Annotated in this window: 22 protein-coding genes and 1 pseudogene; 10 read left to right on the forward strand and 13 right to left on the reverse strand. The window is 70.2% G+C overall.

Annotated elements, in window-relative coordinates; all coding sequences use genetic code 11:
- Positions 1-4 precede the first annotated feature (4 nt).
- On the reverse strand, positions 5-598 hold the full coding sequence (locus LVB77_RS17450) for a LemA family protein (RefSeq protein WP_232907340.1): 594 nt from the start codon (positions 596-598) through the stop codon (positions 5-7).
- A gap of 71 nt (positions 599-669) precedes the next feature.
- Here LVB77_RS17450 and LVB77_RS17455 point away from each other — a divergent pair, with 71 nt between their 5' ends.
- On the forward strand, positions 670-2067 hold the full coding sequence (locus tag LVB77_RS17455) for a serine hydrolase domain-containing protein (RefSeq protein ID WP_232907341.1): 1398 nt from the start codon (positions 670-672) through the stop codon (positions 2065-2067).
- A 1060-nt stretch (positions 2068-3127) separates the two neighbouring features.
- Here LVB77_RS17455 and LVB77_RS17460 read toward each other — a convergent pair.
- Positions 3128-3553, reverse strand: a complete 426-nt coding sequence (locus tag LVB77_RS17460) for a hypothetical protein (RefSeq protein ID WP_232910433.1) — start codon at positions 3551-3553, stop codon at positions 3128-3130.
- Between the two features lie 342 nt (positions 3554-3895).
- On the opposite strand from LVB77_RS17460, the gene LVB77_RS17465 reads away from it, so the two are divergent.
- Positions 3896-4465, forward strand: a complete 570-nt coding sequence (locus LVB77_RS17465) for a hypothetical protein (protein ID WP_232907342.1) — start codon at positions 3896-3898, stop codon at positions 4463-4465.
- A 658-nt stretch (positions 4466-5123) separates the two neighbouring features.
- Here the strand turns inward: LVB77_RS17465 and gcvH are convergent.
- From gcvH to LVB77_RS17495, 6 genes are all read right to left on the reverse strand, one after another.
- Positions 5124-5519 carry a glycine cleavage system protein GcvH gene (gcvH, locus tag LVB77_RS17470; RefSeq protein ID WP_232907343.1) on the reverse strand — a complete coding sequence of 132 codons (396 nt, stop codon included), beginning with the start codon at positions 5517-5519 and terminating at the stop codon, positions 5124-5126.
- 97 nt (positions 5520-5616) lie between these two features.
- Complete coding sequence (locus LVB77_RS17475; protein WP_232907344.1) at positions 5617-6237, reverse strand: 2-hydroxychromene-2-carboxylate isomerase; 621 nt, start codon at positions 6235-6237, stop codon at positions 5617-5619.
- Positions 6238-6245: 8 nt separating this feature from the next.
- The gene (gene gcvT, locus LVB77_RS17480) at positions 6246-7382 is read right to left on the reverse strand and encodes a glycine cleavage system aminomethyltransferase GcvT (protein WP_232907345.1); all 1137 of its coding nucleotides are present in this window, start codon (positions 7380-7382) and stop codon (positions 6246-6248) included.
- Positions 7383-7599: 217 nt separating this feature from the next.
- Entirely contained in the window at positions 7600-8172 is a 573-nt protein-coding gene (locus LVB77_RS17485; protein ID WP_232907346.1) for a hypothetical protein, read from the reverse strand.
- Between the two features lie 31 nt (positions 8173-8203).
- Positions 8204-8638, reverse strand: a complete 435-nt coding sequence (locus LVB77_RS17490; RefSeq protein ID WP_232910341.1) for an NfeD family protein — start codon at positions 8636-8638, stop codon at positions 8204-8206.
- Between the two features lie 9 nt (positions 8639-8647).
- On the reverse strand, positions 8648-9601 hold the full coding sequence (locus LVB77_RS17495) for an SPFH domain-containing protein (RefSeq protein ID WP_232907347.1): 954 nt from the start codon (positions 9599-9601) through the stop codon (positions 8648-8650).
- A gap of 85 nt (positions 9602-9686) precedes the next feature.
- Between LVB77_RS17495 and LVB77_RS17500 the strand changes: the two genes are divergently transcribed.
- The 3 genes from LVB77_RS17500 to LVB77_RS17510 are packed head-to-tail and all read left to right on the forward strand — an operon-like array spanning position 9687 to position 12519.
- Positions 9687-10283 (forward strand): sigma-70 family RNA polymerase sigma factor, encoded by a 597-nt coding sequence (locus LVB77_RS17500; RefSeq protein WP_232907348.1) that lies wholly within the window; start codon positions 9687-9689, stop codon positions 10281-10283.
- On the forward strand, positions 10276-11130 hold the full coding sequence (locus LVB77_RS17505; RefSeq protein WP_232907349.1) for a hypothetical protein: 855 nt from the start codon (positions 10276-10278) through the stop codon (positions 11128-11130). Before LVB77_RS17500 ends, LVB77_RS17505 begins: the two co-directional genes overlap by 8 nt.
- Positions 11131-11187: 57 nt before the next feature.
- A complete protein-coding gene (locus LVB77_RS17510; RefSeq protein ID WP_305068901.1) occupies positions 11188-12519 on the forward strand; it encodes a PDZ domain-containing protein in 1332 nt (443 codons plus the stop codon).
- An 85-nt stretch (positions 12520-12604) separates the two neighbouring features.
- On the opposite strand, the gene LVB77_RS17520 is transcribed toward LVB77_RS17510, so the two are convergent.
- The 5 genes and pseudogenes from LVB77_RS17520 to LVB77_RS17540 form a co-directional block, all read right to left on the reverse strand.
- Positions 12605-13555: a DUF6607 family protein gene (locus LVB77_RS17520; protein WP_232907350.1), complete on the reverse strand. Its 951-nt coding sequence runs from the start codon at positions 13553-13555 to the stop codon at positions 12605-12607.
- A gap of 21 nt (positions 13556-13576) precedes the next feature.
- Entirely contained in the window at positions 13577-14182 is a 606-nt protein-coding gene (locus LVB77_RS17525) for a Hemin transport protein (RefSeq protein WP_232907351.1), read from the reverse strand.
- Between the two features lie 23 nt (positions 14183-14205).
- Positions 14206-16518: a TonB-dependent hemoglobin/transferrin/lactoferrin family receptor gene (locus tag LVB77_RS17530; protein WP_232907352.1), complete on the reverse strand. Its 2313-nt coding sequence runs from the start codon at positions 16516-16518 to the stop codon at positions 14206-14208.
- A gap of 244 nt (positions 16519-16762) precedes the next feature.
- Positions 16763-16867, reverse strand: a pseudogene (locus tag LVB77_RS17535) (hemin uptake protein HemP); the annotation flags it as partial.
- Between the two features lie 319 nt (positions 16868-17186).
- Positions 17187-18155, reverse strand: coding sequence for an aldo/keto reductase (locus LVB77_RS17540; RefSeq protein ID WP_232907353.1), 969 nt, complete (start codon positions 18153-18155; stop codon positions 17187-17189).
- A gap of 537 nt (positions 18156-18692) precedes the next feature.
- Between LVB77_RS17540 and LVB77_RS17545 the strand changes: the two genes are divergently transcribed.
- The 5 genes from LVB77_RS17545 (at position 18693) to LVB77_RS17565 (ending at position 25525) form a co-directional block, all read left to right on the forward strand.
- On the forward strand, positions 18693-19283 hold the full coding sequence (locus LVB77_RS17545) for a TMEM165/GDT1 family protein (RefSeq protein ID WP_232907354.1): 591 nt from the start codon (positions 18693-18695) through the stop codon (positions 19281-19283).
- An 82-nt stretch (positions 19284-19365) separates the two neighbouring features.
- Positions 19366-20502 carry a GGDEF domain-containing protein gene (locus LVB77_RS17550; RefSeq protein WP_232907355.1) on the forward strand — a complete coding sequence of 379 codons (1137 nt, stop codon included), beginning with the start codon at positions 19366-19368 and terminating at the stop codon, positions 20500-20502.
- A 138-nt stretch (positions 20503-20640) separates the two neighbouring features.
- Complete coding sequence (locus LVB77_RS17555) at positions 20641-21939, forward strand: nucleoside transporter C-terminal domain-containing protein (protein WP_232907356.1); 1299 nt, start codon at positions 20641-20643, stop codon at positions 21937-21939.
- Between the two features lies 1 nt (position 21940).
- Positions 21941-22909, forward strand: coding sequence for a ribokinase (locus LVB77_RS17560; protein ID WP_232907357.1), 969 nt, complete (start codon positions 21941-21943; stop codon positions 22907-22909).
- Positions 22910-23401: 492 nt separating this feature from the next.
- A complete protein-coding gene (locus LVB77_RS17565) occupies positions 23402-25525 on the forward strand; it encodes a TonB-dependent receptor (RefSeq protein ID WP_232907358.1) in 2124 nt (707 codons plus the stop codon).
- Positions 25526-25550 lie beyond the last annotated feature (25 nt).

Genomic DNA, 25550 nt, shown 5'->3' on the forward strand with positions numbered 1-25550 from the left:
CGCCTTAGAACTGCACCTTCGGCGCCTCGCGCATCTGCGCGCGGTCGGCGGGAATTTCCAGCAGCGCGGCGGCGCGGAAATCGAATAGGCCGGCGATCACGCTGGACGGGAAGATCTCGCGCCGGTTGTTGTAGGCCATGACCGAGTCGTTGTAGGCCTGACGCGCGAACGCGACCTTGTTCTCGGTGCTGGTCAGCTCCTCGGTGAGCTGCATCATGTTCTGGTTGGCCTTGAGGTCCGGATAGGCCTCGGAGACCGCGAGCAAACGGCCCAGCGCCCCATTCAGCTGCCCCTGGCTGGCCGCCAACTGCTCCATCGCCGCCGGATCGCCGGGGCTGGCCTTGGCTGCAGCCAGGCCCGATACCGCTGCGCCACGGGCCGCGATCACCGCTTCCAGCGTCTCGCGTTCATGACCCAGATAGCCTTTGACGGTCTCGACCAGGTTGGGGATCAGGTCGAAGCGCCGCTGCAGCTGCACGTCGATCTGCGCGAAGGCGTTTTTATAGGCGTTGCGGGACGTCACCAGGGCGTTGTAAATGCCCACGATCCAAACTGCGACGATCACCACTAAAGCCAACAAAATCAGAATGCTGAACATGGTTGTTCCCCAATCCCCTTAGATCGGCGCTATGATCGAACGCAACCCAGCATACGCAGGCGCTGCGACCGATGAAAGACGAGCCGAACCCACGGTCGCGACGCACCTTCTGGCGCGTGGCCAGCCTCGCCGGATTGCTCACCCTCACCCTCGGTTCCGCCGCGCAGACGTCGCTGCGCTGGAACCCGCCGCCGTCGGGCGCGCAGGCTAACCCGCAAGCCGCGCACGGCCTGCCGCAACCGGTATCGACCTACGTCACCCAACGCGGCAACGTGATGCCGCTGGCCGCGGGCTTCGACGTGCAGCAGTTCGAAGGCATGGCCCAACAGTTGGTCGCCAATCAGCGCGTGCCCGGTCTGGCGATGGCGATCGTGCACAACGGCCGCATCCTCAGCGCGCGCGGCTACGGCATCACCGACGTGCGCGCGGCCGAGCCGGTCGATGCGCACACCGTGTTCCGCCTGGCCTCGCTGTCCAAGGGTGTGGCCGCGACCATGGCCGGCGTGCTGGTCAACGACGGCACCCTGCGTTGGGACAGCAAGCTGGTCGACTACATGCCCGGCTTCCAGATGGTCGATCCCTACGCGGCGCAACAGATCACCGTCGCCGACCTGCTCAGCCACCGCGTCGGCCTGACCCACAACACCTACGACCGCGACCTCGAGAACTACACCGATTACCGCACGCTCACGCAGAAGCTCGCGTACGCGCCGATGTCCTGCCAGCCGGGCACCTGCTACGGCTACCAGAACATCGCCTTCAGCCTGATCGGCGACGTGGTGTTCGCGGCCACCGGCGATTTCTACAGCCAGGAAGTGCAGCGCCGTTTGTTCAAGCCGCTGGGCATGAACGACGCCAGCCTGGGCTTGGAAGGCATCACCGCCAGCGCGCGCTGGGCGCGTCCGCATGTGCGCGCGCGCGGCGGCTGGACCTCGGTCACGCCCAAGCCGACCTACTACCAGCTGCCGCCGGCCGCGGGCGTCAACGCCAGCGCCAGCGACATGGCGCAATGGCTGCTCGCGCAGACCGGGCATCGCCCCGACGTGCTGCCGGCGCCGCTGCTGGCGACCCTGCATCAGCCGCTGGTCGACACGCCCGGCGAAACCCGCGGCTCGGCCTGGCGCCGTTCGCGCGTGAGCTCGGCCGGTTACGCGCTGGGTTGGCGCGTGTACGACTACTCGGGCCATCAGTTGGTGTTCCATGGCGGCGCCGTGCAGGGCTACCGCGGCCTGGTCGCGCTGCTGCCCGAACGCGACCTCGGCATCGCCGTGCTCTGGAACAGCGAGAGCGCCCTGCCCTCCGGCCTGCTGCCGACCATCCTCGACCGCGCCATCGGCCTGTCGCCGGAGCGCTGGCTCGACGTCGACTTCGACGACCCCACGCTCTACGTGGACGCGGGCAACAACGGCCGCAATCCGGCCAATCCGCCCGGCAGCGAAGCCTCCACCGCGACCGCCGCGCCGCACTAAGCGACGCGCAGCGCTCCCAATCCTTACCCGACTCGCCGCGCGCCCCAGGCGCGCGGCGCGCATCGCGGTGGAATCGGGCTTCGTAGGATGCGGTGTCAACCGCATCGGCGCGCGGCGCCGCAGCGACGCGCTGGTGCGGTTCGCCCGCGGCTCACCACACCCTACGGCGGGCGCACGGCGGCGGAATCGGGCTTCGTAGGATGCGGTGACAACCGCATCGGCGCGCGGCGCCGCAGCGACGCGTTGGTGCGGTTCGCCCGCGGCTCACCACACCCTACGGCGGGCACACGGCGACGGAATCGGGCTTCGTAGGATGCGGTGACAACCGCATCGGCGCGCGGCGCCGCAGCGACGCGCTGGTGTGGTTCGCCCGCGGCTCACCACACCCTACGGCGGGCGCACGGCGACGGAATCGGGCTTCGTAGGATGCGGTGACAACCGCATCGGCGCGCGGCGCCGCAGCGACGCGTTGGTGCGGTTCGCCCGCGGCTCACCACCCCCTACGGCGGGCACACGGCGACGGAATCGGGCTTCGTAGGATGCGGTGACAACCGCATCGGCGCGCGGCGCCGCAGCGACGCGTTGATGCGGTTCGCCCGCGGCTCACCACACCCTACGGCAGGCGCACGGCGACGGAATCGGGCTTCGTAGGATGCGGTGACAACCGCATCGGCGCGCGGCGCCGCAGCGACGCGTTGGTGCGGTTCGCCCGCGGCTCACCACACCCTACGGCGGGCGCACGGCGGCGGGATCGGGCTTCGTAGGATGCGGTGACAACCGCATCGGCGCACGCTCGACGGCGGGCGGCGCCACGGTCGCTGCATCGCGATGCTCAGGCCAGGGACCGACCCTGCCGACCCACCCATGAGGCGAGGCTCATAGGGACGACAGCGCGATGCCGGCCCTGCGTCGATCGAAGCGCGGACCATTCCGGGTGCCGCCGGCCCACGGCCGCAGCCGCCTATCGGCCGCGGGCCGAAGATTCCGGTGCCCCAAATAAAAAACTCTCCCCCCGCCTGGGCTGCGGGGAGAGAGCGGGATTACGGCTATCGGGACTTTATTAGATCAGCGGAGCCGGGGTTGCCGGCAGGGCCGTCGCGGCCGGCTTGCGAGCCGACTTCTTCGAGGCCTTCTTCGCCTTCTTCGCAGGCTTCTTGGCAGCCTTCTTGGCAGCCTTCTTCGCAGCCTTCTTAGCGGGCTTCTTGGCTACCTTCTTGGCGGCCTTCTTGGTCGCCTTCTTGGCGGCCTTCTTAGCCGGCTTCTTGGCTACCTTCTTAGCAGCCTTCTTGGCGGCCTTCTTAGCCGGCTTCTTAGCGACCTTCTTGGCGGCCTTCTTGGCGACCTTCTTGGCCGGCTTCTTGGCGACCTTCTTAGCGGCCTTCTTGGCTACCTTCTTCGCAGCCTTCTTGGCGGCCGGCTTCTTGGCGACCTTCTTGGCAGCCTTCTTGGCGGCGGGTTTCTTCTTCGCAGCTTTCTTCATGGCCATGTGATGGCTCCTCGTCAGTGGTTGATCAGCGATTGATCAGGGGTATTGCCGGTTTAAAGCCCAGTTGAACCAGAGCCGCGGGAGTCGGACCCGCGAGCAGCCGCCGCCGCGCGGAGCGCGCCGGTACGGATTCGTCGCGTCCGCCGGGGGCGGGGACGCGTGCGGCCGCATACGGCGGCCAAACAAAAACCCGATCCGCACAGGGCGAACCGGGTCGTATTGGGAGCGACGCCGACGGGGCCGAGGAGAACGATTGCGTTTTCGCGAGGGAAACGAATCCTGCGTCCACCGTTTTGACTGTCCGGGCGGAGGTTCGTTTTTTGCTGCGCGTTGTCGCGTTCGTTGTACTCACTCTCTTCCGCAGGAAACGTCTGCTGGGCGAAACCTAATCACGCTTTTTCGCACTGTCAACAACTCCGGCAAAAATTTTTCCGGGGCGGCGTCCGCCGCCCCCGCCGGAAATCGTCGTCGCCGCCGACGACGGCGCGCGACGATCGCGCGTCGCACATCGCACGAAAATTTTTCGAACACGCTGAAAGCTATATCTGGCGCGGCTTTCAGCGCATCTCTTTTTTTTTATCGCGCGTGCGCATCGCGTTGCGCGCATCGCGGCGACGCGTTCCCGAACGCGTTCCGAGCGTCCGTTCGCGCCCGTCGGCGGCGGCGCCGGAAGGCGCCGCGTTTCGCGCCGCACAAGCCGATTTGCGCAAAAGTGCGCGAACTTTTTCCGCCGCCGCAGACGCCGCCGGCGACCGCCGACGCGTCGCGAACCGCGCGCGCGACGGCGTCGCGCCGGTCCGATCGCGGCAGACGAACTCGCGTCGCATGCGGTCGCCCGCCACGCCCGCGCGTACCGGCATCGCCCGCGACCGTTGCGCGCATCGCATGCACGCGACGGCTGAAAACAAGTGATTTTCCTTCGATGGGCGGGAGGCGCGCGGCGACGGCCGCGACGACGACGGCGGTCGCCCGCGCGTTCGCGCGCCGGATCGCGGCGAGCGCGCCGCCGCTTCCCCGCCGAGCGGTCGTCGGGTCGGTCGCGGTCCGACCACGCGTCGACGCGCCCGACCGCCATCGGCGCCGCCGCCGGCGCGGCCGGAGCGGCGACGCTACGACGTTGAACGCGTGAGGAGCGGGTGAAGCGGCGATCGGCGGCGACAGAGCGGCGCGTCGTCGGCCGTCGGCCGTCGGTCGCGATCCGCGGCGCACGACGGCGGCGTCGCGCCGCATGTTCGACGCAGCGGCGCCAGGTCTCGCACCGCGTCCGGCTACGCCAGTCGCCGGTCCGCGCATCGACGACGGCGGTGCGACGGCAGGAAACGCGCATCCGAACCGGCGGCCACGACGAGCTGCCGCCGCACTCGAGACGCTGCGCCGCGCCGGCTGCGCCCGCGATTCGCGGCAGCGCGGGCGGGCTCTAGCGCGGCGGCGCGGCGCGCCGCAGGCAGGCTCAGGCGCCGGCGCCAGAAAAGCGAACGGCCGCACGAGGCGGCCGTTGCGGGCAGCCGGATCCGCGCAGCGGGTCCGGCCGTCGGAGTCGCGGACCGCGCGGGTCCGGCGACGCCGGTGATCAGTGATCGTCGTCTTCGAGCAGCTCGGCGTAATCGTCCGGCGCCAGCAGCTCGTTGAGCTGATCGGGTTCCTCGACCTCGACGGTGAAGATCCAGCCCTCGCCGTACGCGTCTTCGTTGATCGTCTCCGGCTTGTCGGCCAGGGCGGTGTTGACCGCGGTGACGGTGCCGCTGATCGGCGCGTAGACGTCCGAGGCGGCCTTCACCGACTCGACCACGGCGCAGGCGGTGCCGGCCTCGACGCGGTCGCCGACGTTGGGCAGCTCTACGTAGACCAGGTCGCCGAGCAGGCCTTGGGCATGGTCGGAAATACCGACCGTGACCTTGCCGTCGCCTTCGACGCGGGCCCACTCGTGGGATTTCATGAACTTCAGATCGCCGGGGATTTCACTCATGGCTGGCCTCGAACTCTGCGGGGGCGGCTGGGGGATTGGCGCCTAGTTTAGCGGCGCGGACGCAACATGCGAGAGGGTGCGTGCGGACATGGCGGTCCTACGCTACCCGGAAGGGTGCGCGGCCGCTGAGCAGGGCGTCGCGCAAGTCGTCGATGCGGTCCTGACCCCAGAACGGCTCGCCGTCGAGCACGTAGCCGGGCAGGCCCGGCAGGTCGGCGGCGATCGCGTCGCGCGTATTGCGCTCGTAGGTCGCGCCGCTGTCGGCGCCATCGGCGGCGGCAAGCACCGCGGCCGCGTCGAAACCGTGACGCGTTAGCAGTTCCGCCAGCACCGCCGGATCGGCGATGTCGGCGTCTTGCGCCCACAAGGCGGCGAACGCGGCCTGCATGTAGTCGGACGGTTCGGCGCCGGCCGCGACCAGCGCGATCGCGCAGCGGTCGGCCAGGCCGGGGTCCAGCGGGAAGTGCTTGGGCGCCAGGTTCAACGGCAGCCCGCGCTTGTCGCGCCAGCGCTGCAGTTCGAGCAGGCGGTAGCGCTGCCGCGCCGGCGCGCGCTGCCCCAGGGGCAGGCCGCCGTTGGCCGCGAACAGCTCGAAGATGCGCAGCGGCCGATAGACCACCTCGGCGCCGGCGGCGCGCGCCGCGTCCAGGAACGCGGCGTGGCCCAGATAGGCGTAGGGCGAGATCAGACTGAAGTAGTAGTCGACGCGCGCGGCCATGGTCGTGCTCAGCCCAGCACGCCGTCCTGCGGCTGGCCGTCGCGCACGAACGGGAACTTGACCACCCGCACCGGCACTTCCTTGCCGCGGATATCGACGCGCACCTGGCCGTCCGCGCCCAGCGGGATGTCGCCGGCCGGCACGCGCGCGAACGCGATCGACTTGTTGAGCGTCGGCGAGAACGTGCCCGACAGGATCTCGCCGTCGCCGTGCGCGGTCAGCACCTTCTGGCCGTGGCGCAGCACGCCCTTCTCGTCCATCACCAGGCCGATCATCTGGCGCGGCGCGCCGGCGGCCTTCTGCTGCTCCAGCGCGGCACGGCCGATGAAGTCGCGCGCGGCGCCGTCGGCGGCCGCGTCCAGCGCGACCGTCCAGGCCAGCGCCGCCTCATAAGGAGACACGGTGTCGTCCATGTCCTGGCCGTACAGGTTCATGCCCGCTTCCAGGCGCAGGGTGTCGCGGGCGCCCAGACCGGCGGCCTTGACGCCCGCGGCCAGCAGCGCGTCCCACAGCGCGACCGCGCCGGTCTCCGGCACCACCACTTCGAAGCCGTCTTCACCGGTGTAACCGGTACGGGCCACGAACAAGGCGGTACCGTCGAGAGTCTGCGCCTCGCCGGCGACGAACTTGCCGAGCTTGCCGATGCGCGCGCGGTCTTCTTCGCGCAGCAGGCCCAACACCTTGTCGCGCGCGTTGGGGCCCTGCACGGCGATCATCGCGTAGTCCGGACGCTCGCTGACCTGCACGTCGAACGCGCGCGCCTGCTCGCCGATCCAGGCCAGGTCCTTCTCGCGCGTGGCGGCGTTGACCACCAGGCGGAAGAAATCCTCGGCCAGGAAGTAGACGATCAGATCGTCGATCACGCCGCCCTGCGGATTGAGCATGCAGGTGTACAGCGCCTTGCCGGACTTGAGCAGCTTGTCGACCGAATTGGCGACCAGGTGGCGCAGGAACTCGCGCGTGCGCGCGCCGCGCAGATCGACCACGGTCATGTGGCTGACGTCGAACATGCCGGCGTCGCGACGCACCTGATGGTGCTCTTCGATCTGCGAGCCGTAGCTGATCGGCATATCCCAGCCGCCGAAGTCGACCATCTTGGCGCCGAGTGCGCGGTGGGCGTCGTTGAGGATGGTCTTCTGGGTCATGAGCTGCGGGGCCTGGACGGAGGGGGAGCCCGGGATTATCCCATGGAGATCGGCCGCGATGCGGCCCGGCTCACGGTACGGCGGCGCATGGATGCCTGCGTACGCCGCGCCAACGATGCGGGCGCGGGTCGCGATGCGCGTTGTGGTTGTCGTCGTGGGCGGAACCCTATCGCGGCTCACGCCGCTCCCACAGGAAGCAGGCCGCGCGACGGGCGCCTTACTCGGCGCCGAAGCCTTCGTTGTAGCAGCGCACGCTGGCCGGCGGCACCTCGACGAACTTGCCGGTGTCGCGGTCCAGGCGCATCGCCCAGCGCCGCGCCTCGAAGGTTTCCTGCTCGGCGGCGTTGTCCACCGCGGTGTCGACGATCGCGATCAGCCCCGGGTCGTCGACGCCGTCGCGCTGGCAGGTCGCCACCGAGACGTACTCGCCGCGCTTGAGCTTGGGATAGGGCACCACGTCGGTGATCTTCCAGCGCGGCTCGTTGCCTTCGCGGCCGGCGAACTCGCCGGCGTAGAACTTCAGCGAACGGTCCTGGGCGTCGTCCAGGGTGCCGATCGAACGCGCGCAGATCTGTTCCGGCGCGCTGCCCGAGCCCACGCAGCTGCCGGTGTTGGACTTCAAACCGTCCGGATACGGCGGCACCACGCGTCCGATCCAGACCGTCGCCGGCGCGGGCGCGGGCGTCGCCGCCGCTGCCGGTGGCGGCGTGGCCGACGCCGGGCATGCGCAGGCCCAGGCCGCCAACGCGGCCAGACCGATGATCCACCCCTGGGCTTCATGCCGCTTCATCGCATCCCCTTCCCGCCTTAGCCGGACCGCCTTACTCGACCGCTTCGACCCGCAGGCTCATGCCTTCGCTGGCGACCACGCGCACCGAGGCGCCGGCCGGCAGTTCCGGGCCGATCACTTCCCAGTACGCGTCGGCGATCTGCACCCGGCCGCGGCCCTGGACGATGCCGCGGTCCAAGGCGACCACGCGGCCGACCAGTTGCTCGCCGCGACGGTTGAGCGCCGGCTGATCGCTGCTGCGCTCGCGGCCGCGGAACCAGGTGCGGTAGACCTGGATCGACAGAAAGCTCAGCACCACGAACGCCGCCACCTGCGCCAGCACCGGCATGCCCGGAAACACCAGCACGCCGACGAACACCGCGACCGCCGCGAAGCCCAGCCAGAGCATGAACGCTCCCGGCGCCAACGCTTCGGCCGCGAACAACAGCAGGGCCACCGCGGCCCAGGTCACCATCTGCCAGTCCAGGCGCATCGCTCAGCCTCCCGCGCGCGGCGGTACCGGCGGCGCGGCGCGGCCGCCCTGACGGTCCATCGCTTCCTTGGCCAGCTCGGCGATGCCGCCCAGCGAACCGATCACGCCGGCCGATTCCATCGGCATCATCACGAACTTCTGGTTCGGCGCCTCGGCCAGGGCCTTGAAGGCCTCGATGTACTTCTGCGCGACGAAGTAGTTGATCGCCTGCACGTTGCCCTGCGCGATCGCGTTGGACACCATCTCGGTCGCCTTGGCTTCGGCCTCGGCCAGTCGCTCGCGCGCCTCGGCCTCGCGGTAGGCGGCCTCGCGCTTGCCTTCGGCCTCCAGGATCGCGGCCTGCTTGTCGCCCTCGGCGCGCAGGATCTCGGACTGGCGGTGGCCCTCGGCTTCGAGGATGTTGGCGCGCTTCTCGCGCTCGGCCTTCATCTGCCGCGCCATCGAATCGACCAGGTCGCGCGGCGGCTGGATGTCCTTGAGCTCGATGCGGTTGACCTTCAGGCCCCAGGGATGGGTGGCCTGGTCCACGGCGACCAGCACCTTGGCGTTGATCTCGTCGCGGCGCGACAGCGATTCGTCCAGGTCCATCGAACCGATCGAGGTACGGATGTTGGTCATGACCAGGTTCAGCGTCGCCACCTCGAGCTGGGCGACCTCGTAGGCGGCCTTGGCCGCGTCCAGCACCTGGAAGTACACCACGCCGTCGACCTTGACCACGGCGTTGTCCTTGGTGATGACGTCCTGCGACGGCACGTCCAGCACCTGCTCCATCATGTTGATCTTGCGGCCGACGCCGTAGACCACCGGGATCAGGAAGTGCAGGCCCGGGGTCATGGTGTGGGTGTATTTGCCGAAGCGCTCGACGGTCCATTCGTAGCCCTGCGGCACCATGCGCACGGTCTTGAACAGGATGATCACGCCGGCTACCAGCAGCACGACGGCCAGAATCGGTCCCATGGTGTCCCCTCCTTGTAGATAGGCGGAGTATAGGGCCAGCCGGGGGCTGCGACGGTTTGCCGCCCGGCCGCATCCAGACCTCTACATGCCCGCCACCTCCAGCTTCGCGATCGATGTGCCCGACACCCTGCTCGCCCGCGCGCGCGCCGGGGAGCGGGCCGCGTTCGAACAGATCTACCGCTGGTTCGAGCGCCCGGTCTACACCCTGGCGCTGCGGATCCTGGGCGGCAGCGGCGGCGATCGCGAGGAGGCGGCCGAAGTGCTGCAGGACACCATGCTCAAGGTACTGGCGCGCATCGGCGACTTCCGCGGCCAGGGCGGCGGCGGCGACAGCCCGTTCTGGGGCTGGCTGCGCCAGATCGCGATCAACGAGGCGTTGATGCGCCTGCGCAGCCAACGCCGCCACGAGCACGCCCTGGTGCTGGAGGACGATCGCCTCGCCGACGAGGTCGCGCCGCCGCCGCCGGCCGCGGCCGACGCATCGGCGCTGGCGCGCGCGCTGGCGCAGCTGCCGGCCGCCACCCGCAGCGTGCTGTGGCTGTACCACGCCGAGGGCTATACCCACGACGAGATCGCGGCGCTGATGCAGCGCACGCCGAGTTTTTCCAAATCCCAGCTAGCGCGCGGCGGCCGCCGCCTGCGCGACCTGCTGGAACCGACCACGGAGACCACCCATGCCTGACGCCAGCTCCGGTCAGGGCCCTCGCCCGCCACAGGATTGGTCGGCCGCGTTCGCCGCGCTGCCGTCCGAAACGCCGCCCGCCGACGGCTGGTCGCGCGTGTCGGCGAGGTTGGATGCGCGCGGCGGCGCCGGCACGGCATCGCCCCACGCCCAGCGCGCGCGACGTCGTCGCTGGCCGCTGTGGGCCGCGGCGGCCACGGTGTTCGGTCTGATCGCGCTGCTGCCGATCGCGCGATTGGGCGACAGCGACCGCGCGACGCCGGACGTCGCCTCGGTCGCAACGACGAAGCCGCCGGTCGCCGCGGCGCCGCGTACCGATGCCCCGGCATCGAAGGACGCGCCGCGCCGCGTCGACGCCGTCCCGCTCGCGACCGCGCCCAAGACCTCCCTTGCCAGCGCCACGCCGGACCGCGGCCAGGCCGCGCCGCCGCGCAAGCTCGCCCAGGACACGCGCCGCTCACGCCCGGGCGCGCGCCGCAACGCCAAGCCCGCGATCGACCGCCCGGCCCCGGCGGTCGTGACCGACGACATCGCACTGGCCGATGCCGACGCCGCCGCGATCTCGCGCTGGCAGAGCGAGTCGGCGCAGTTGGAAGCGCTGGTGGCGCTGGCGCGCGACGAGCGCGTCGGCAACGCCAGTACCACGGTGATCAGCGCCGATCTGGACAGCCGGATCGGCGTGATCGACGCCGCCCTGCGCGAGGACGCCCTGCCGCTGGCGCAGCGCGCCTCGCTATGGGAGCAACGCGTGCAGACGCTGCGCGACCTGGCCGGCGTCGAAAGCACCCAACGCTGGTTCGCCGCCCACGGCGAGCGTTACGACGGCGCGCTGGTGCGCGTCGACTGATCCCTCATCCCCGCTTTCCGCCTCATTCCCAAGCACATGTCACCCACAGAGGTCCGTATGTCAGCCCAGCTCCGCATCACCGCACTCGCGTTCGCGATCGCCGCGACCGTCGCCACGGTGGCGATCGCCCAGGACGAACCGGCACGCACCCGTACCGTGGTGGTCCGCGGCGACGCCGCCACCGATGCCAAGACCGACGCCGAAATGAAGGCCGCGCTCGACGAACTGCGCCAGGCCCAGCGCAGGGTCGGCGAACTGGCGCGCCTGCGCGCGGAAGGCGCGCGCGGCCAAGCCTTGGATGATCGCGGCGACGCCGAACTGGCGCGCGATACCGCCGAACTCGCGCGCCTGTCGGCGCTCGACGCGCAACGCACCTTCGTGATCAACCGCAGCGAACGCCGTCCGCTGCTCGGTGTGGTGTTGGACTCCGACCCCGAAGCCGGCGCGCGCATCGTCGCGGTCACGCCCGACAGCGCCGCGGCCAAGGCCGGCCTGCGTAGCGGCGATCGCATCCTCGCCATCGACGGGCGTACGATGCGCGCCGGAGACCAGGAAGCACGCCTGGACGCGACCCGCGCCGCGCTCGACGATTTGGACGTGAAGAAGGCGGTGGCGATCGACTACGAGCGCGACGGCCGCAAGGCCACGGTCAAGGTCACGCCGCAACTGGGCGAGCACGTGGTGATGTTCGACGGTCCCGACGGTCCGGTTTCGATGGCGGGTCGCGACGCGGTCATGCGCCGCTTCCGTATCGACGCCGCGAACGCCGATCCGCGCGCCGCCAACGAGGCGATGGCCGGCATCCGCGAACACATCCGGACCGATCTGGCACGCCTGCGCTCCCCTGCCTGCCAGGGTCGCCACGACGAGGACTGCCCGCTGCCGACCCTGGTCGAGGCGTTCCGCTGGAACGGCCTCAACCTGGCCACGGTCGATCCGGGCCTGGGCCGCTACTTCGGCGCCGAACGCGGCGTGCTGGTGCTCAGCGCCGGCGCCGATCTGGACGGGCTGGAACCCGGCGACGTGATCCGCAGCATCGACGGCAAACCGGTCGGCACGCCGCGCGAAACCATGGAAGCGCTGCGCGCGCGTCCCGACGGCAGCGAGGTGTCGGTGGCGTACCTGCGCGATCGCAAGGAAGCCAGCACCCGCATCAAAGTGCCCAAGACCGTGCGCCTGCTGCTGCCGACGCCGCCGGCGCCGCCGGCCGCACCGGCCGCGCCGCGCGCACCGGCCGTGCCACGCGCACCCGCCGCACCGCGCCCGCCGGCGGCACCCGCAGCGCCTCCCGTCGCGGCACCGGCACCGCCCGCGCCGCCGAGCCCGCCCGCACCGCCGCCCGCACCGCCCAGCCCACCCAAGCCGCCGAGCGCGCCGGTCCTGGTCTGAGCGCGATGCGCACAAACGAACGGCGCCCCTGAGGCGCCGTTCGTCGTTTCGCGCGACGACGAATCGCGTCGCGTGGCGCGGCGACTCAGCGCTTTTCCTGCGGCGCCGCCTCCACCCACTTTTCGAACACCGCATCGATCGCGCCGTCGGCGACCGGCTTGCCCTGCTCCAGCTCGCCGGCCTGCTCGAACAGCGGAATGATCATCGCCATGCCGTCGACCTTGGTCTTCAGGTGCACGCCCGGCGCCTTGCCCAGGAACGCATCCCAGCGCTGGCGCACCTTGCCCCAGTAACCGCGCGTGGCCTGCCAATAGGTATAGGCCGGCTTGAAGTCCACGTCCTTGGTCTTCTGGTAATCGTTGAAACCGAACTCGCGCGCCAGCTCGACCTGACTGCCGTCGGGCTTGCGCAGCACCTTGGTGTTGAACTGTTCGTGGGTCCAGCCGCCGGGCGTGAGGGTGTGGCGGTTGATCGCCGCGACCGCGTTGTAATCGCTGCGTTTGGTGTACTCGCGGCGCGGCAGCGGGCGCCAGCTCAGGTCGCTGGTCCAGGTGGCGACGTTGTTGCGGTACTCCCAGCGGCCGGTGCCGCAGTAGCGCGGCGCGTCGCTGACCTCGAACACGCACTGCGTCCAGGCGCCGCGATTGAGTTCGGCCGGGACCGCGCGCACCTGCCAGGTCTGGTCGGCGCTGAACTCGAAACGCGTCGGCGCCTCGAAGGTCCAGTCCTGGCGCCAGTGCTTTGTCACGTGGCCGCTCTTCTCGTCGACCAGGATGTGCTGCAGGACGATCTTGGTCGGCGTGTCCTCGACCACGATCACCGTCTCGTTGCCGCCGCTGCGCATGGCCGGCGCGCGCTCGTAGCCGGGCTGCAGCAACACGGTTTCGTCGAACGCGAAATCGACGATGTACTCGCCCTGCATGGCCAGGATCGAGGCGCGGTCGCGCGCGGTGTCGGCGGCGGCGGGGGTGAGGGCGAAGGCTGGCGCAGCCGCGCAGGAGAGCGTCAGGCCGAGGGCTAGCAGGCGGTGCTTCATGGTTGCGTTTCTCTTGTGGGTCTAGCGGATTGAAGAAGTCGGGAGCGGAATGCCCGGTCGGTGGGAGGCGAGCGACTGGGCCGCACGCGCGTGCGCTACCGCCGCGGCGCGGCGCGCCATGCAGCAGCAGGTGTCGGGCGTGGTGCGCAGCGGCGCGCGCTCGGAGGCGGCGATGCGGCGCGCGTGTTCGCGGCCCAAGGGCGACAGCGCCGCGCCGTCGGCGATCAGGATGCGGCGGCCGGCTTCGTCGCAGGTCAGCTGCAACCGCAGCGCCTGCGCGGTCCAGCCGCCTCGCAGCCAGCGCCGCACGCGACCGCGCATGCGCGCCCAGCCACCGGCGTCGTCGCGGCGCGCGGCCGCCGGCAGGTGGCCCACGGCCAAGTCCCAGGCCAGGAAATCGCTGTCGGGCAGCAGGTACAGGCGCCAGCACGCGCGTCCCTGCGCGTCGCGAAACAGCAGGCCTTCGCGCGCCACGTCAGACCCCTCGCCGAACAGCCGTTGCGCGCTGGCGCTGTTCGACCAGCCGGCCAGCGCGTCGCGCTGTCGGCTCGGGTACAGACACAGCACGGTCGCGACCGCGGCCAGCCGCTCGGGCGCGGGCAGGCCCGCGTCCGCGAGCGACAGCATCGGCGGTCGTGCAGCGCGCATGTTTACCAGTTCACCGCCAGGCTCACGCCCAGGTTGCGGCCCGAGGCGGTGTAGCGGTCCAGGGTGATGCTGCTGCCGGCCAGGGTGCTGGGCAGATCGCCGCCGTCCCAGTACTTCTTGTCGCCGAGATTGAACACGCCCAGGTTGACCGTGGCGCCCGGCGCGAAGCTGAAATGCGCCAGCAGATCCAGCACGCCGTAACCCGGCGCCGCGAACAGGCCCGGCTGCGGCAGATCGCTCTTGCGGCGCGCGAAACGGCCGGCGAGTTCGACGCCCCAGCTGTCGCGGTCGTAGGCCAGGCCCAGCGAGGCGCGCAGCGGATCGATCGAGGACAGGGCCGCGCCGGTGCTGCGATCCTCGCCCTTCGACCAGGCCGCGGCGCCGCGCAGCGACCAGCCGCTCAGCGAGGCCGACAGCGCGCCGAAGTCGACGCCGCCGCGCACTTCCACGCCGCGGATTTCCGCCTCGGACACGTTCTGCGACTGGAACACCATCAGGCCCTGCGCATTGGTGCCGATGAAGCGCTGCGACTCGATGAAGTCCTCGTAGCGGTTGTAGTAGGCCGAGGCCTCCACGTAGACCGCCTCACCCGAGTAGCGCAGGCCCAGTTCGATGCCGTCGCTGGTCTCGGGTTTGAGGTTGGGATTGGGAATCGCGGTGTAGCCGAACTGCAGGTTGGTGAAGCCCAGGTTGACGTCGTTGTAGGGCGGCGCACGGAAACCGTGCTGATAGCCGCCGAACAGCGACCAGTCCTGGGCGAAATGCCACACCGCGCCCAGCTTCGGCGAGACCGCGGTTTCCGTGAGCTGGCTCACCGCCGCGCCCGGGTTGTCACCGGCGAAGATCGGGTCCAGCTCCGGCTTGAGTTCGTAGCGGTCCACGCGCAGCGCCGGCACCAGGCGGAACGCGCCGTCGGCGAACTGCATCTCGTCCTGCACGAACAGCGCCGCGGTGGTGGTGCGGCTGACCGGGAAATCGCGCACCGGGAACACGTCCGGCGAGATGGTCTTGGTGACCACGCCGGTGGTCAGGTTGGTGGCCTGGCCGTCGCGCTTCTGGCGGATGTCGCTGCGGCTGTACTCGAAGCCGTAGGTCAGGGTGTGCGCGACCGCACCGGTGGCGAATTCCTTGTGCAGCGTCGCCTCGGCGCCGACCGTGCGCTGGTCGAAGTTGAACTCGCGCTCGCGTCGGGTCGGGCTGGTGGGGCGGCCGCCGACGATCGTCACGCGCTCCTCGGTGGTGCGCTGGGTGGTCTCGCTGTCCTGGCGGTAGAGCTGCCACTGCAGCGAGTCGGCGAAGGCCGCGTCCAGCGCGTCGACCTCGTGCGCGAACGACACCCGCGCGCGGGTCTGGTGGTCGTCGCCCAGCAGCGACAGCGTGCGCACCTGCGGCGCGCCGGGCACGGTCAGGGCGTTGCCGCGCGAACTGAGCACGTCGGTGTCGGTCTGGTCCTCGTTGCCTTCCACGGTCAGCTTGAAACGTTGGTGCTCGCTGGGCGCGAACACCAGCTTGGCCAGCAAGCTGCGGCCGTCGCTGTCCTGCGGGTTGGCGGCGGTGCGGCTGGCGTCCTCGCTGCGGCGCGTGCCCATGCTCTCGGTCTCCTTGCCCTGGCGGTGGCCGACCGCGACCAGACCCGACCAGCGCTCGCCGCCGAAGGCCGCGGTGGCGCCGCCGAACAGGCCGCGGTTCTCGCCCTGGTAGCCGAGCTTGAAACCGAAGTAGCTGTCCTGGCCGTCGAGCAGATAGTCGGACGGATCCTTGGTCACGAACGAGACCACGCCGCCCAATGCGTCGGAGCCGTACAGCGCGCTGCTCGGACCGCGCACGATCTCGACGCGCTTGAGGGTGTCGAGGTCGACGAAGTTGCGGTTGGCGTTGGAGAAGCTGCCGATGTTGAAGCTGTCGGACACCGAGATGCCGTCGGCTTCCACGCGCACGCGGTTGCCGCCCAGGCCGCGGATGCGGATGTCGCCGATGCCGAAGCGGCCGACCACGTTGCTCACGCCGATGCCGGGCTCGTAGCGGAACAGATCCTTGAGGTCGCGCACCATCTCCTGGTCCATGCGCTCGCGGTCGATCGCGGTGACCACCGCCGGCACGTCCTGCAGTTCGCGCTCGGTGCGGGTGGCGGTGACGACGATGCGCTCGAGTTCGCGCGCGCCGGCGCCGGAACCGTCCGGCGATTCGGCGGCGCCGTCGGCGGGCGCGGCCAGCGCGACGGCAGGCAGGGCCAGCAACAGCGCCAGGGCCAGGGTGTTGGGGACGAAGGGGCGAACGGACGGGCGCAGGCCGGTGGTGCGGTGGACGCGATGCATGGAGTCAGACTCGAATAGTGGATTCGGGCTGGCTGGCATGCCGCGGTGCGGCGGAGCTGGCTACCTGTGTGGGTGTCGCGCCGTCCCTGGCGCTGCATCCGAGCCATCGCATCGCGACTGACGCGTCGCGCTGGATCGGAATGCGAAAGCTCCGCGACCGGCATGGCACCGCCGCACCGCCTCCCATCCTTGGGAACGCGGCGCGGCCATGCCGTAACGCAGTCGCGCAACGGCCTTGCGGGCCTTACTTGGTCAGGATCAGCTTGTCGTTGCGGGTGTGGCGCAGGCGATAGACCTCGCCGCCGTGGCGGATCAGGACTTCGCGCGCGCCGCGCAGCAGCGAGCCGCTTTCGACCAGCAGCGTGCTGGCGGCGCTCGCCGCGGGGGCGGCGGCTACGGCGGCGACGGCAACGCTGACCACCGGGGGGAGGGAGCGATCGGTACGAGGTTTGAGCTGCAACACCGGCTGGCGCAGGGACATGGCAGGTGACTCGGTCGGGGTTCGAGTTTGATGATAATGATTCTCATTTGCCAGTCAACACCTGTTTACATCGCTGCCCGACGGAAACGCCGGCGACGCGCAGGCGCTGCCCTGCCGCGCCGCGCTGCTGCGCGTTTCGGTCCCAATACATTGGTCCGCCCCCGCCCTGCGGGATGCCCGCTCGGGCTCAGGCAGTGGCTTTCTCGACCCGGTCCCAGTCCGGCTCGGCATAGCGGTCGACCAGCTCCAGCGCCTGCAGGTTCTGGCGCAGCTGCTCGGGACGGGTCGCGCCCAGGATCACGCTGGACACGTGCGGGTTACGCAGGCACCACGCGATCGCCAGCGGCGCCGGCTCGGCGCCCAGCTCGCGCGCGACCGCGGTGTAGGCGCGCGCGCGCTCGATCCGGCGCTGCTCGGGGCTGAGCACGCTGCGCTGCAGCCAACGGTAGTCCTCGTGGTTCAGGCGCGAATCCTCGGGCACGCCGTCGTTGTACTTGCCGGTCAGCAGGCCCGAGGCCAGCGGCGACCAGATCGTGGTGCCCAGGCCGAGTTCGGCGTACAGCGGCGCGTATTCCAGCTCGACGCGCTCGCGGTGGAACAGGTTGTACTGCGGCTGCTCCATGGTCGGCGCATGCAGGTGCTGGGCGCGCGCGATCTTGTGCGCTTCGCGGATCTGCGCGGCCGACCATTCCGAGGTGCCCCAATACAGCACCTTGCCCTGACGGATCAGCGCGTCCATCGCCCACACGGTTTCCTCGATCGGCACTTCGGGATCGGGGCGATGGCAGTAGTACAGGTCCAGATGGTCGACGCGCAGCCGGCGCAACGCGCCGTGGCAGGCCTCGGTGACGTGCTTGCGCGACAGGCCCTTCTGGGTCGGCAGGGGATCGGCGGCGGAACCGAACATCACCTTGCTGGACACGCAGTAGCCGTCGCGCGGCAGGCGCAGGTCGGCGATCACGTCGCCCATCACGCGTTCGGCCTCGCCGTTGGCGTAGCCCTCGGCGTTGTCGAAGAAATTGACCCCGTGGTCCCAGGCGGTGGCGATCAGCTCGCGCGCCGCGCCGCGGCCGATCTGGGTGCCGAAGGTGACCCAGGCGCCGAACGACAGCGCCGACAGCTGCAGGCCCGAGGATCCCAGGCGACGGTATTGCATGAGGTGCTCCGAATGGGGGCGGATCGAATTCGCATGCTACTCGCTGGCCCGTGGTCGAGGGGTCGGGCTGGCCGTCAGCCGCGTGACCGCTGTCTGTGGGAGCGGCGTAGCCAAGATGGCTGCGCGTCGCAACTGGGTCTCAATCGCGGCTTACGCCGCTCCCACAGACGGCGGTCACGTCGCGACTGAGTTTCAATCGCGGCTTACGCCGCTCCTACAGACGGCCATGACGCAACCACAGACGGGCGGATCGGGCCGAATGCGGCGCGGCGGCGGAGCGGGTACAATGCGCGCACTTCCTCCTCCGGGGAGTAGCCCCTCCGCCGCCGGTCGCCCGGCACGCGGGGACCTGCGTCAACACACTTGGCCCACCGGCCATGGCGCAGGAGCGGCAGCCAGCGCGCGACCTCGCGTCCGCGCCAGCGACCACGGGCAAGACCGAAGGCAGGCGTTGCGCGATTACTCAGGCGAAAGCCGGGTCGGGCCGTGCAGCGTTTGCCTTCGCCATTCGCGCGAAGCCCGGCCCCGGAGTTCCTGATGGATATGTCCTCGCTAGGCACGCTGCCCCTGGCCACCGCCGCGCTTTCGACCGGCACGGTCGCGCTGGCGGAAATCGGCGACAAGACCCAGCTGCTGGCCCTGTTGCTGGCCGCGCGCTTCCGCCGGCCCTGGCCCATCGTCGCCGGCATCCTGGTCGCGACCCTGCTTAATCACGCCCTGGCCGCCTGGCTGGGCGCGCTGGTCGCGCAATGGCTGCAGCCGGCGACCCTGCGCTGGATCGTCGCCGGCAGCTTCCTGGCGGTGGCGCTGTGGACGCTCAAGCCCGACAAGCTCGATGGCGAAGGCGAGCGCCTGCCCGCGCGCGGCGCCTTCATCGCCACCACCATCGCCTTCTTCGTGGCCGAGATCGGCGACAAGACCCAGGTGGCGACCGTGCTGCTGGCGGCGCGCTATTCGCCGCTGTGGGAAGTGGTGGCCGGCACCACGCTGGGCATGCTGCTGGCCAACGTGCCGGTGGTGCTGCTGGGCAGCCGCTTCGCCGACCGCCTGCCGCTGAAGGCCGCGCGCATGGTCGCCGCGGCGGTGTTCGCGGCGCTGGCGCTGTGGGTGGCGGTGCGCGGGATCTAAGCGCGGCCGCGTGGCGGCGGCGGGCGCCCTGCCCTCGCCGCCGCACGCGCGCTATGCTCGGCGGGCTCATCGGGGAGACACCATGCACGCCACGGGCTCACGCCTGCGCGACATCGCGGTATCGCTGTTGTCGCGACCCGACGAGATCATGCTCGAGATCGGCGCCGGCGGCGAGCTGACGGTGGCGCGGCTGCGCGCCGTGCTGGCGGCGATGCTGCTGCTGTTGCCGCCGCTCAACGCGATCGGCGGCGGCACCATCCAGGAAACCCTGATCGGCCTGGGCGGGGCGATCTTCGTCAATGTGTTCGCGCAGTTGTGGCTGGCGCTGGCGCGGCGGCCGCGGCGCTACCGCTGGCTGCCGTTCGCCACCGCCGGTTTCGACGTCACCGCCACTACCCTGGTGCTGACCGCGCTGGCGCTGCAACACCTGCCGGCCGGGCTCAACAGCCTGATCGTGTGGTGCGGCTACGTGCTGTCCATCATTCTCACCGCCTTGCGCAGCGACGGCCGCGTGACCCTGTTCGCCGGCGGGCTGGCGATCGTGCAGTACAGCGCGCTGGTGCTGGCGGTGTTCGCGCTGGCGTCCTCGCCCGAGCAATTGATCTCCAGCGACTACGGCGCGGTCACCCCCGGCGGCCAGGGCCAGCGCGTGGTGCTGCTGGTGATGGTGGCGCTGATCACCGCCATGGTCGTGTACCGCATGCAGCGCCTGATCGAGATGTCCGGCACCGACGGCCTGACCCGGCTGCCGAACCGGACCTGGCTGGTGCACCGCATCCAGCGCCTGTTCGACGCGGTGCGCCACGACGGCGGCAGCCTGACCCTGGCCCTGATCGACCTGGACCATTTCAAGCGCATCAACGACGACAACGGCCACCACGCCGGCGACCGCGCCCTGCGCCACGTGGTCACGGTGCTGCGCGAGCAGACCGGCTCGACCGAATGGCTGGTGCGGCTGGGCGGCGAGGAGTTCGTGCTGCTGCTGCGCAAGCCCCTGGGCACGGCCTGGGAGCAGGTCGACGCGATCCGCCAGGTCCTGGCCGAACGCCCGTTCGAGCCCGGTCGCGGCGCCGAGCCGCTGCGCCTGACCTTCAGTGCCGGCCTGGCCGGCTACCCGCAGGAGGGCTCGGACCTGTCGCGGCTGCTGCGCCGCGCCGACCGCCGCCTGCAGCAGGCCAAGCAGCAGGGCCGCAACCGCGTGGTCGCGCGCGATACCTGAACCGGCACCGCGGCTTGCCGCGGCGCGGACCGGTGGACTAGGCTGCGCCTCCGGCCACCAAAAGGCCGGCGGCCGCGTCCGGCGCGGTCCAATAACGATAATCAGCCGCCGGTGCCCCGGAGGCACGGGGAGAACTGAGTGGATTCTATCGTCCGAGTGTTATTCGGCCTGTTCGGCTTGGCGGTGCTGGTCGGCATCGCGTGGCTGTTCTCCAACAACAAGCGTCGCGTCGACTGGAAGCTGGTGGTCACCGGCGTGTCGCTGCAGATCGCATTCGCGGCCCTGGTGCTGCTGGTGCCCGGCGGCAAGGACGTGTTCGACTCGATCGGCCACGGCTTCGTCAAGGTGTTGAGCTTCGTCGGCAAGGGCTCGGAGTTCATCTTCGGCAGCCTGATGGACACCTCCAAGTTCGGCTTCATCTTCGCCTTTCAGGTGCTGCCGACCATCATCTTCTTCGCCGCGCTGATGGGCGTGCTCTACCACCTGGGCGTGATGCAGGCGATCGTGCGCGGCATGGCCTGGGTGATCACCAAGGTCATGCGCGTGTCCGGCGCCGAGACCACCAGCGTCTGCGCCAGCGTGTTCATCGGCCAGACCGAGGCGCCGCTGACCGTGCGCCCCTACATCCCGAAGATGACCGAGTCCGAGCTGATCACGATGATGATCGGCGGCATGGCCCACATCGCCGGCGGCGTGCTGGCGGCCTACGTCGGCATGCTCGGCGGCGGCGATCCGGAGCAGCAGGCGTTCTACGCCAAGCACCTGCTCGCGGCCTCGATCATGGCCGCACCCGCGACCCTGGTGATCGCCAAGATTCTGGTGCCCGAGGTCGGCGAGCCGCTGACCCGCGGCACGGTCAAGATGGAGGTCGAGAAGACCACCGCCAACGTCATCGACGCGGCCGCGGCCGGCGCCGGCGACGGCCTGCGCCTGGCGCTGAACATCGGCGCGATGCTGCTGGCCTTCATCGCCCTGATCGCGCTGGTCAACCATCCGCTGATCTGGCTGGGCGACGTCACCGGCCTGGCCGCCGCGATCGGCAAGCCCACCGACCTGTCGACCCTGTTCGGCTACCTGCTGGCGCCGATCGCCTGGGTGATCGGCACGCCTTGGGTGGACGCCACCACGGTCGGCGGCCTGATCGGCGAGAAGGTGGTGCTGAACGAGTTCGTCGCGTACGCGCACCTGGCCGATATCGTCAACGGCAAGGTCGCCGGCGTGGTGCTTACCGACCAGGGCCGCCTGATCGCGACCTACGCGCTGTGCGGCTTCGCCAACTTCAGCTCGATCGCGATCCAGATCGGCGGCATCGGCGGCCTGGCCCCCGAACGTCGCGCCGACCTGGCCCGCTTCGGCCTGCGCGCGGTGCTTGGCGGTTCGATCGCGACCTTCATGACCGCGACCATCGCCGGCGTGCTGACCCACTTCGGGGCTTGAGTTGAGCCGCGTCGTCGTCGTCGGTTCATTCAATGTCGACCACGTCTGGTCGGTCGCGGCCCTGCCGCGGCCGGGCGAGACCCTGGCCGGCCAGTACCACACCGGCCCCGGCGGCAAGGGCTTCAACCAGGCCACCGCCTCGGCGCGCGCCGGCGCCAGCACCAGCTTCGTGTGCGCGCTGGGCGAGGACGCCGGCGGCCAGCTCGCACGCGCGCTGGCCACCGCCGACGGCATCGACCTGCGCGACCTGCGCAGCGACGCGCCCACTGGCACGGCCGGCATCTACGTCGACCGCGACGGCCGCAACTCCATCGTGATCGGGCCCGGCGCCAACGCCGAGCTGTCGACCGCGTTCGTCGATCTACAGCGCGAGGCCATCGCCCAGGCGCGGGTGGTGCTGGGGCAATTGGAATCGCCGCCGGCCTCGGTCGCGGCCGCGTTCGCGCACGCGCGCGGCGCCGGCGCGCTCGCACTGCTCAATCCCGCCCCGGCCGATGCCGTGGCGACGCCGGAACTGTGGGCGCTGGCCGAGATCGTCACGCCCAACGAGACCGAGTTCTGCGCCCAGCTCAAGCGCCACACCGGCGCGGTGATCGATCCCGACAAGCTCGCCGCGCTGGCCGACGACGAGCTGCACGCCGACTGCCGGCGCCTGCTGCCGCACGGCAGCGTGGTGATCACGCTGGGTTCGGCCGGTTGCTTCGTTTCGCATGCGCCGGGCCGCCTGCACGGCGACCAGGATGCGTACTACCGGGTCGCGGCCGCGCCGGTGCGCGCGCTCGATACCACCGGCGCCGGCGACGCCTTCAACGGCGCCCTGGCCGCGTCGCTGGCGCGCGATCCGGACGCCGCGTTCGCCGGCCACGTCGCCTACGCCACCCGCTACGCCGGCCTGTCCACCGAACGCGCCGGCGCCGCCTTGGCGATGCCGCGCGATCACGAACTGCGCGCGCGCTTCGGCGCGGATTGAGCGCGGATCCGTTGCGGGCGCGACAATGCGCTCCGCCACCCGGCCGACCGGAAACATCCGCGTCGGCCGTAGGGTGCGGTGACAACCGCACCATCGCTTCAACACGCCGTGGCGATGCGATGTGGTGCCCGGCGTAGCGATGCGCTTCGCCTGCGGCTCACCGCATCCTACGAGGCCCATGCGCACACCTCGGATCGGATCGGATCGATCTCCCACCTCCCGCCTGGATCTCCCAGTTCCGTCATTCCGGCGAAAGCCGGAACCCATCTCGATTTGCCGCCGGCCAAGTGCGCCGTTTCATGCGCTCAAAAGCAAAATGGGTTCCGGCTTTCGCCGGAATGACGGGGTCGGATTGGCGGCGATCCGCCGGATCGGCGCAGAGCGCCGGACCGTCATCCCCAACTCCAAGCTGGCTGGTCGAACCACTCCCGGCTGTTAAATGAGAATAACTCGCATTATCATGACGGTCCCCTGCAGTTCCCGGAACCGGTAATGCCCCCTCGCCACCTGCTCGCCAGCGCCCTGCTGGCCGTCCTCGCCGCGCCTGTCGCCCACGCCGCCGACGAGGCCACCGACCTCGACCGCGTCACCGTCTCGGCCAGCACCAGCCGCATGCCGAACTCCGAGGCCGCGCTGCCCAACACCATCACCGTGATCGATCAGGCGCAGCTGCGCCAGCAGCTCGCGGTGACCCAGGACATCTCGCAGGTGCTGGCCAACCTGATCCCCTCGTTCTCGCCCTCGCGCCAGAAGCTCACCAACGGCGGCGAGACCCTGCGCGGGCGCAAGCCGCTGTACCTGGTGGACGGCGTGCCGCAGTCCACGCCGCTGCGCGAAGGCGGCCGCGACGGCCACACCGTCGATCCGGCCATGATCGAGCGCATCGAGGTCATCCACGGCGCCAACGCGCTGCAGGGCCTGGGCGCGTCCGGCGGCATCATCAACATCATCACCAAGCGCGCCCCACGCCAGGACGGCGAGACCTTCCAGGACGTCAGCATCGGCGCCAGCACCGCGCTGCCCAACCAGAGCGACAGCGTCGGCTACCGCGCATCCTACCTGTTCGGCACCCGCAGCGGCGCGTTCGATTTCGTCGGCGGCGTCTCCTACGCCAGCGAGGGCCTGTACTACGACGGCAACGGCGACGCGATCGCGGTCAACGACATCCAGGGCGACCTGATGGACGCGCGCAGCCACAACCTGTTCGCCAAGCTGGGCTGGGAACTCGACGACGAGCGCCGTCTGCAGCTCACCGCCAGCCGCTACGAGCTGCAGGGCAACAACGACTACATCACCGTCAACGGCAACCTCGCCACCGGCCAGCTCGCGACTTCGGCGCGCGGCAGCCGCGAGGGCGAAGGCGCGCGCAACCGCTCGACCTCGCTGGCGCTGGACTACAGCGACAAGTCGCTGGCCGGCGGCTACTTCCGGGCGCAGCTGTACTGGGTCGATTTCAACGGCTTGTACGGCGCCTCCGACTGGGGCGATTTCTGGCGCGACGGCCGCGATCTGCACTGGTGGGACCAGTCGCAGAACGTGTCGGAAAAGCTCGGCGGCAAGTTCAGCTGGTCGCGCGACAATTTGTTCGACCAGCGCCTGCGCATGACCCTGGGCCTGGATTGGGGACGCGACACGACCTATCAGGAGCTGGTGGTCGCGCGCATGAACTGGGTGCCGGAAACCCAGTACGAATCCTGGTCGCCGTTCGTGCAGGCCGAGTGGTGGATCAGCGACAAGGTCATGCTGACCGGCGGCCTGCGCTACGAGCGCGGCAAGCTCAAGGTCGACGACTTCACCACCATCCCCGCCAACGCCGGCGGCAGCCGCTTCGTCGAGGGCGGCACTCCCAAGACCAGCGAGACCCTGCCGAACTTCGGTGTGGTGTTCGAGGCGACCGAGGCCCTGAAGTTCTATGCCTCGTACTCCGAGGGCTACACCGTCGCCGACATCGGCCGCGTGCTGCGCGGCATCACCGCGCCCAACCAGCGCGTCGACAACCTGGTCGATCTGTCGCCGGTGGTGTCGGACAACCGCGAGATCGGCCTGGATTTCGACAACGGCCGCTGGCTGGCGCACCTGGCCGCGTACTGGTCGGACAGCGACCTGGGTTCGCGCCTGGCCTTCGACAACGCCACTCAGAGCTACAACGTGGTGCGCGAGCGCACCGAAATCCGCGGCATCGAAGGCAACGTGGCGTTCCAGTTCTCCGAAGCCGGTCGCGTCGGCCTGGGCTACGCCGGCGCCAAGGGCCGCTACGACAGCAACGGCGACGACCGCGTCGACAGCGACCTGCCCGGCATCAATATCAGCCCCGACCGCGTGACCGCGTTCTGGGACCAGACCTGGACGCCGACGATCTCCACGCGCCTGCAGGGCAGCCGCTCGCTGGATCGCGACTTCGACCTGCGCGGCGCGCAGGTCGCCAGCGCCGACGGCACCACCACCGTCGACCTGCAGGCGCGTTTCGCCCTGCCGGTGGGCAGCCTCAGCCTGGGCATCGAGAACCTGTTCGACGAGCAGTACGTCACTTACTACTCGCAGAGCACGCCGCGCGCCGACACCTATGTCGCCGGTCGCGGGCGCGTGTTCAGCGCGAGCTGGTCGCACCGCTTCTAAACCGCAGCCACCTTCATCGAGCCCA

It is taken from the genome of Lysobacter sp. 5GHs7-4 (assembly GCF_021284765.1).
Taxonomy (GTDB): Bacteria; Pseudomonadota; Gammaproteobacteria; order Xanthomonadales; family Xanthomonadaceae; genus Lysobacter.

Coding starts and splice junctions, on each gene's coding strand:
- LVB77_RS17450 (WP_232907340.1), bottom strand. CDS start 598: ATGTTCAGCATTCTGATTTTGTTGGCTTTAGTGGTGATCGTCGCAGTT.
- LVB77_RS17455 (WP_232907341.1), top strand. CDS start 670: ATGAAAGACGAGCCGAACCCACGGTCGCGACGCACCTTCTGGCGCGTG.
- LVB77_RS17460 (WP_232910433.1), bottom strand. CDS start 3,553: ATGGCCATGAAGAAAGCTGCGAAGAAGAAACCCGCCGCCAAGAAGGCT.
- gcvH (WP_232907343.1), bottom strand. CDS start 5,519: ATGAGTGAAATCCCCGGCGATCTGAAGTTCATGAAATCCCACGAGTGG.
- LVB77_RS17475 (WP_232907344.1), bottom strand. CDS start 6,237: ATGGCCGCGCGCGTCGACTACTACTTCAGTCTGATCTCGCCCTACGCC.
- gcvT (WP_232907345.1), bottom strand. CDS start 7,382: ATGACCCAGAAGACCATCCTCAACGACGCCCACCGCGCACTCGGCGCC.
- LVB77_RS17485 (WP_232907346.1), bottom strand. CDS start 8,172: ATGAAGCGGCATGAAGCCCAGGGGTGGATCATCGGTCTGGCCGCGTTG.
- LVB77_RS17495 (WP_232907347.1), bottom strand. CDS start 9,601: ATGGGACCGATTCTGGCCGTCGTGCTGCTGGTAGCCGGCGTGATCATC.
- LVB77_RS17500 (WP_232907348.1), top strand. CDS start 9,687: ATGCCCGCCACCTCCAGCTTCGCGATCGATGTGCCCGACACCCTGCTC.
- LVB77_RS17505 (WP_232907349.1), top strand. CDS start 10,276: ATGCCTGACGCCAGCTCCGGTCAGGGCCCTCGCCCGCCACAGGATTGG.
- LVB77_RS17510 (WP_305068901.1), top strand. CDS start 11,188: ATGTCAGCCCAGCTCCGCATCACCGCACTCGCGTTCGCGATCGCCGCG.
- LVB77_RS17520 (WP_232907350.1), bottom strand. CDS start 13,555: ATGAAGCACCGCCTGCTAGCCCTCGGCCTGACGCTCTCCTGCGCGGCT.
- LVB77_RS17525 (WP_232907351.1), bottom strand. CDS start 14,182: ATGCTGTCGCTCGCGGACGCGGGCCTGCCCGCGCCCGAGCGGCTGGCC.
- LVB77_RS17530 (WP_232907352.1), bottom strand. CDS start 16,518: ATGCATCGCGTCCACCGCACCACCGGCCTGCGCCCGTCCGTTCGCCCC.
- LVB77_RS17540 (WP_232907353.1), bottom strand. CDS start 18,155: ATGCAATACCGTCGCCTGGGATCCTCGGGCCTGCAGCTGTCGGCGCTG.
- LVB77_RS17545 (WP_232907354.1), top strand. CDS start 18,693: ATGGATATGTCCTCGCTAGGCACGCTGCCCCTGGCCACCGCCGCGCTT.
- LVB77_RS17550 (WP_232907355.1), top strand. CDS start 19,366: ATGCACGCCACGGGCTCACGCCTGCGCGACATCGCGGTATCGCTGTTG.
- LVB77_RS17565 (WP_232907358.1), top strand. CDS start 23,402: ATGCCCCCTCGCCACCTGCTCGCCAGCGCCCTGCTGGCCGTCCTCGCC.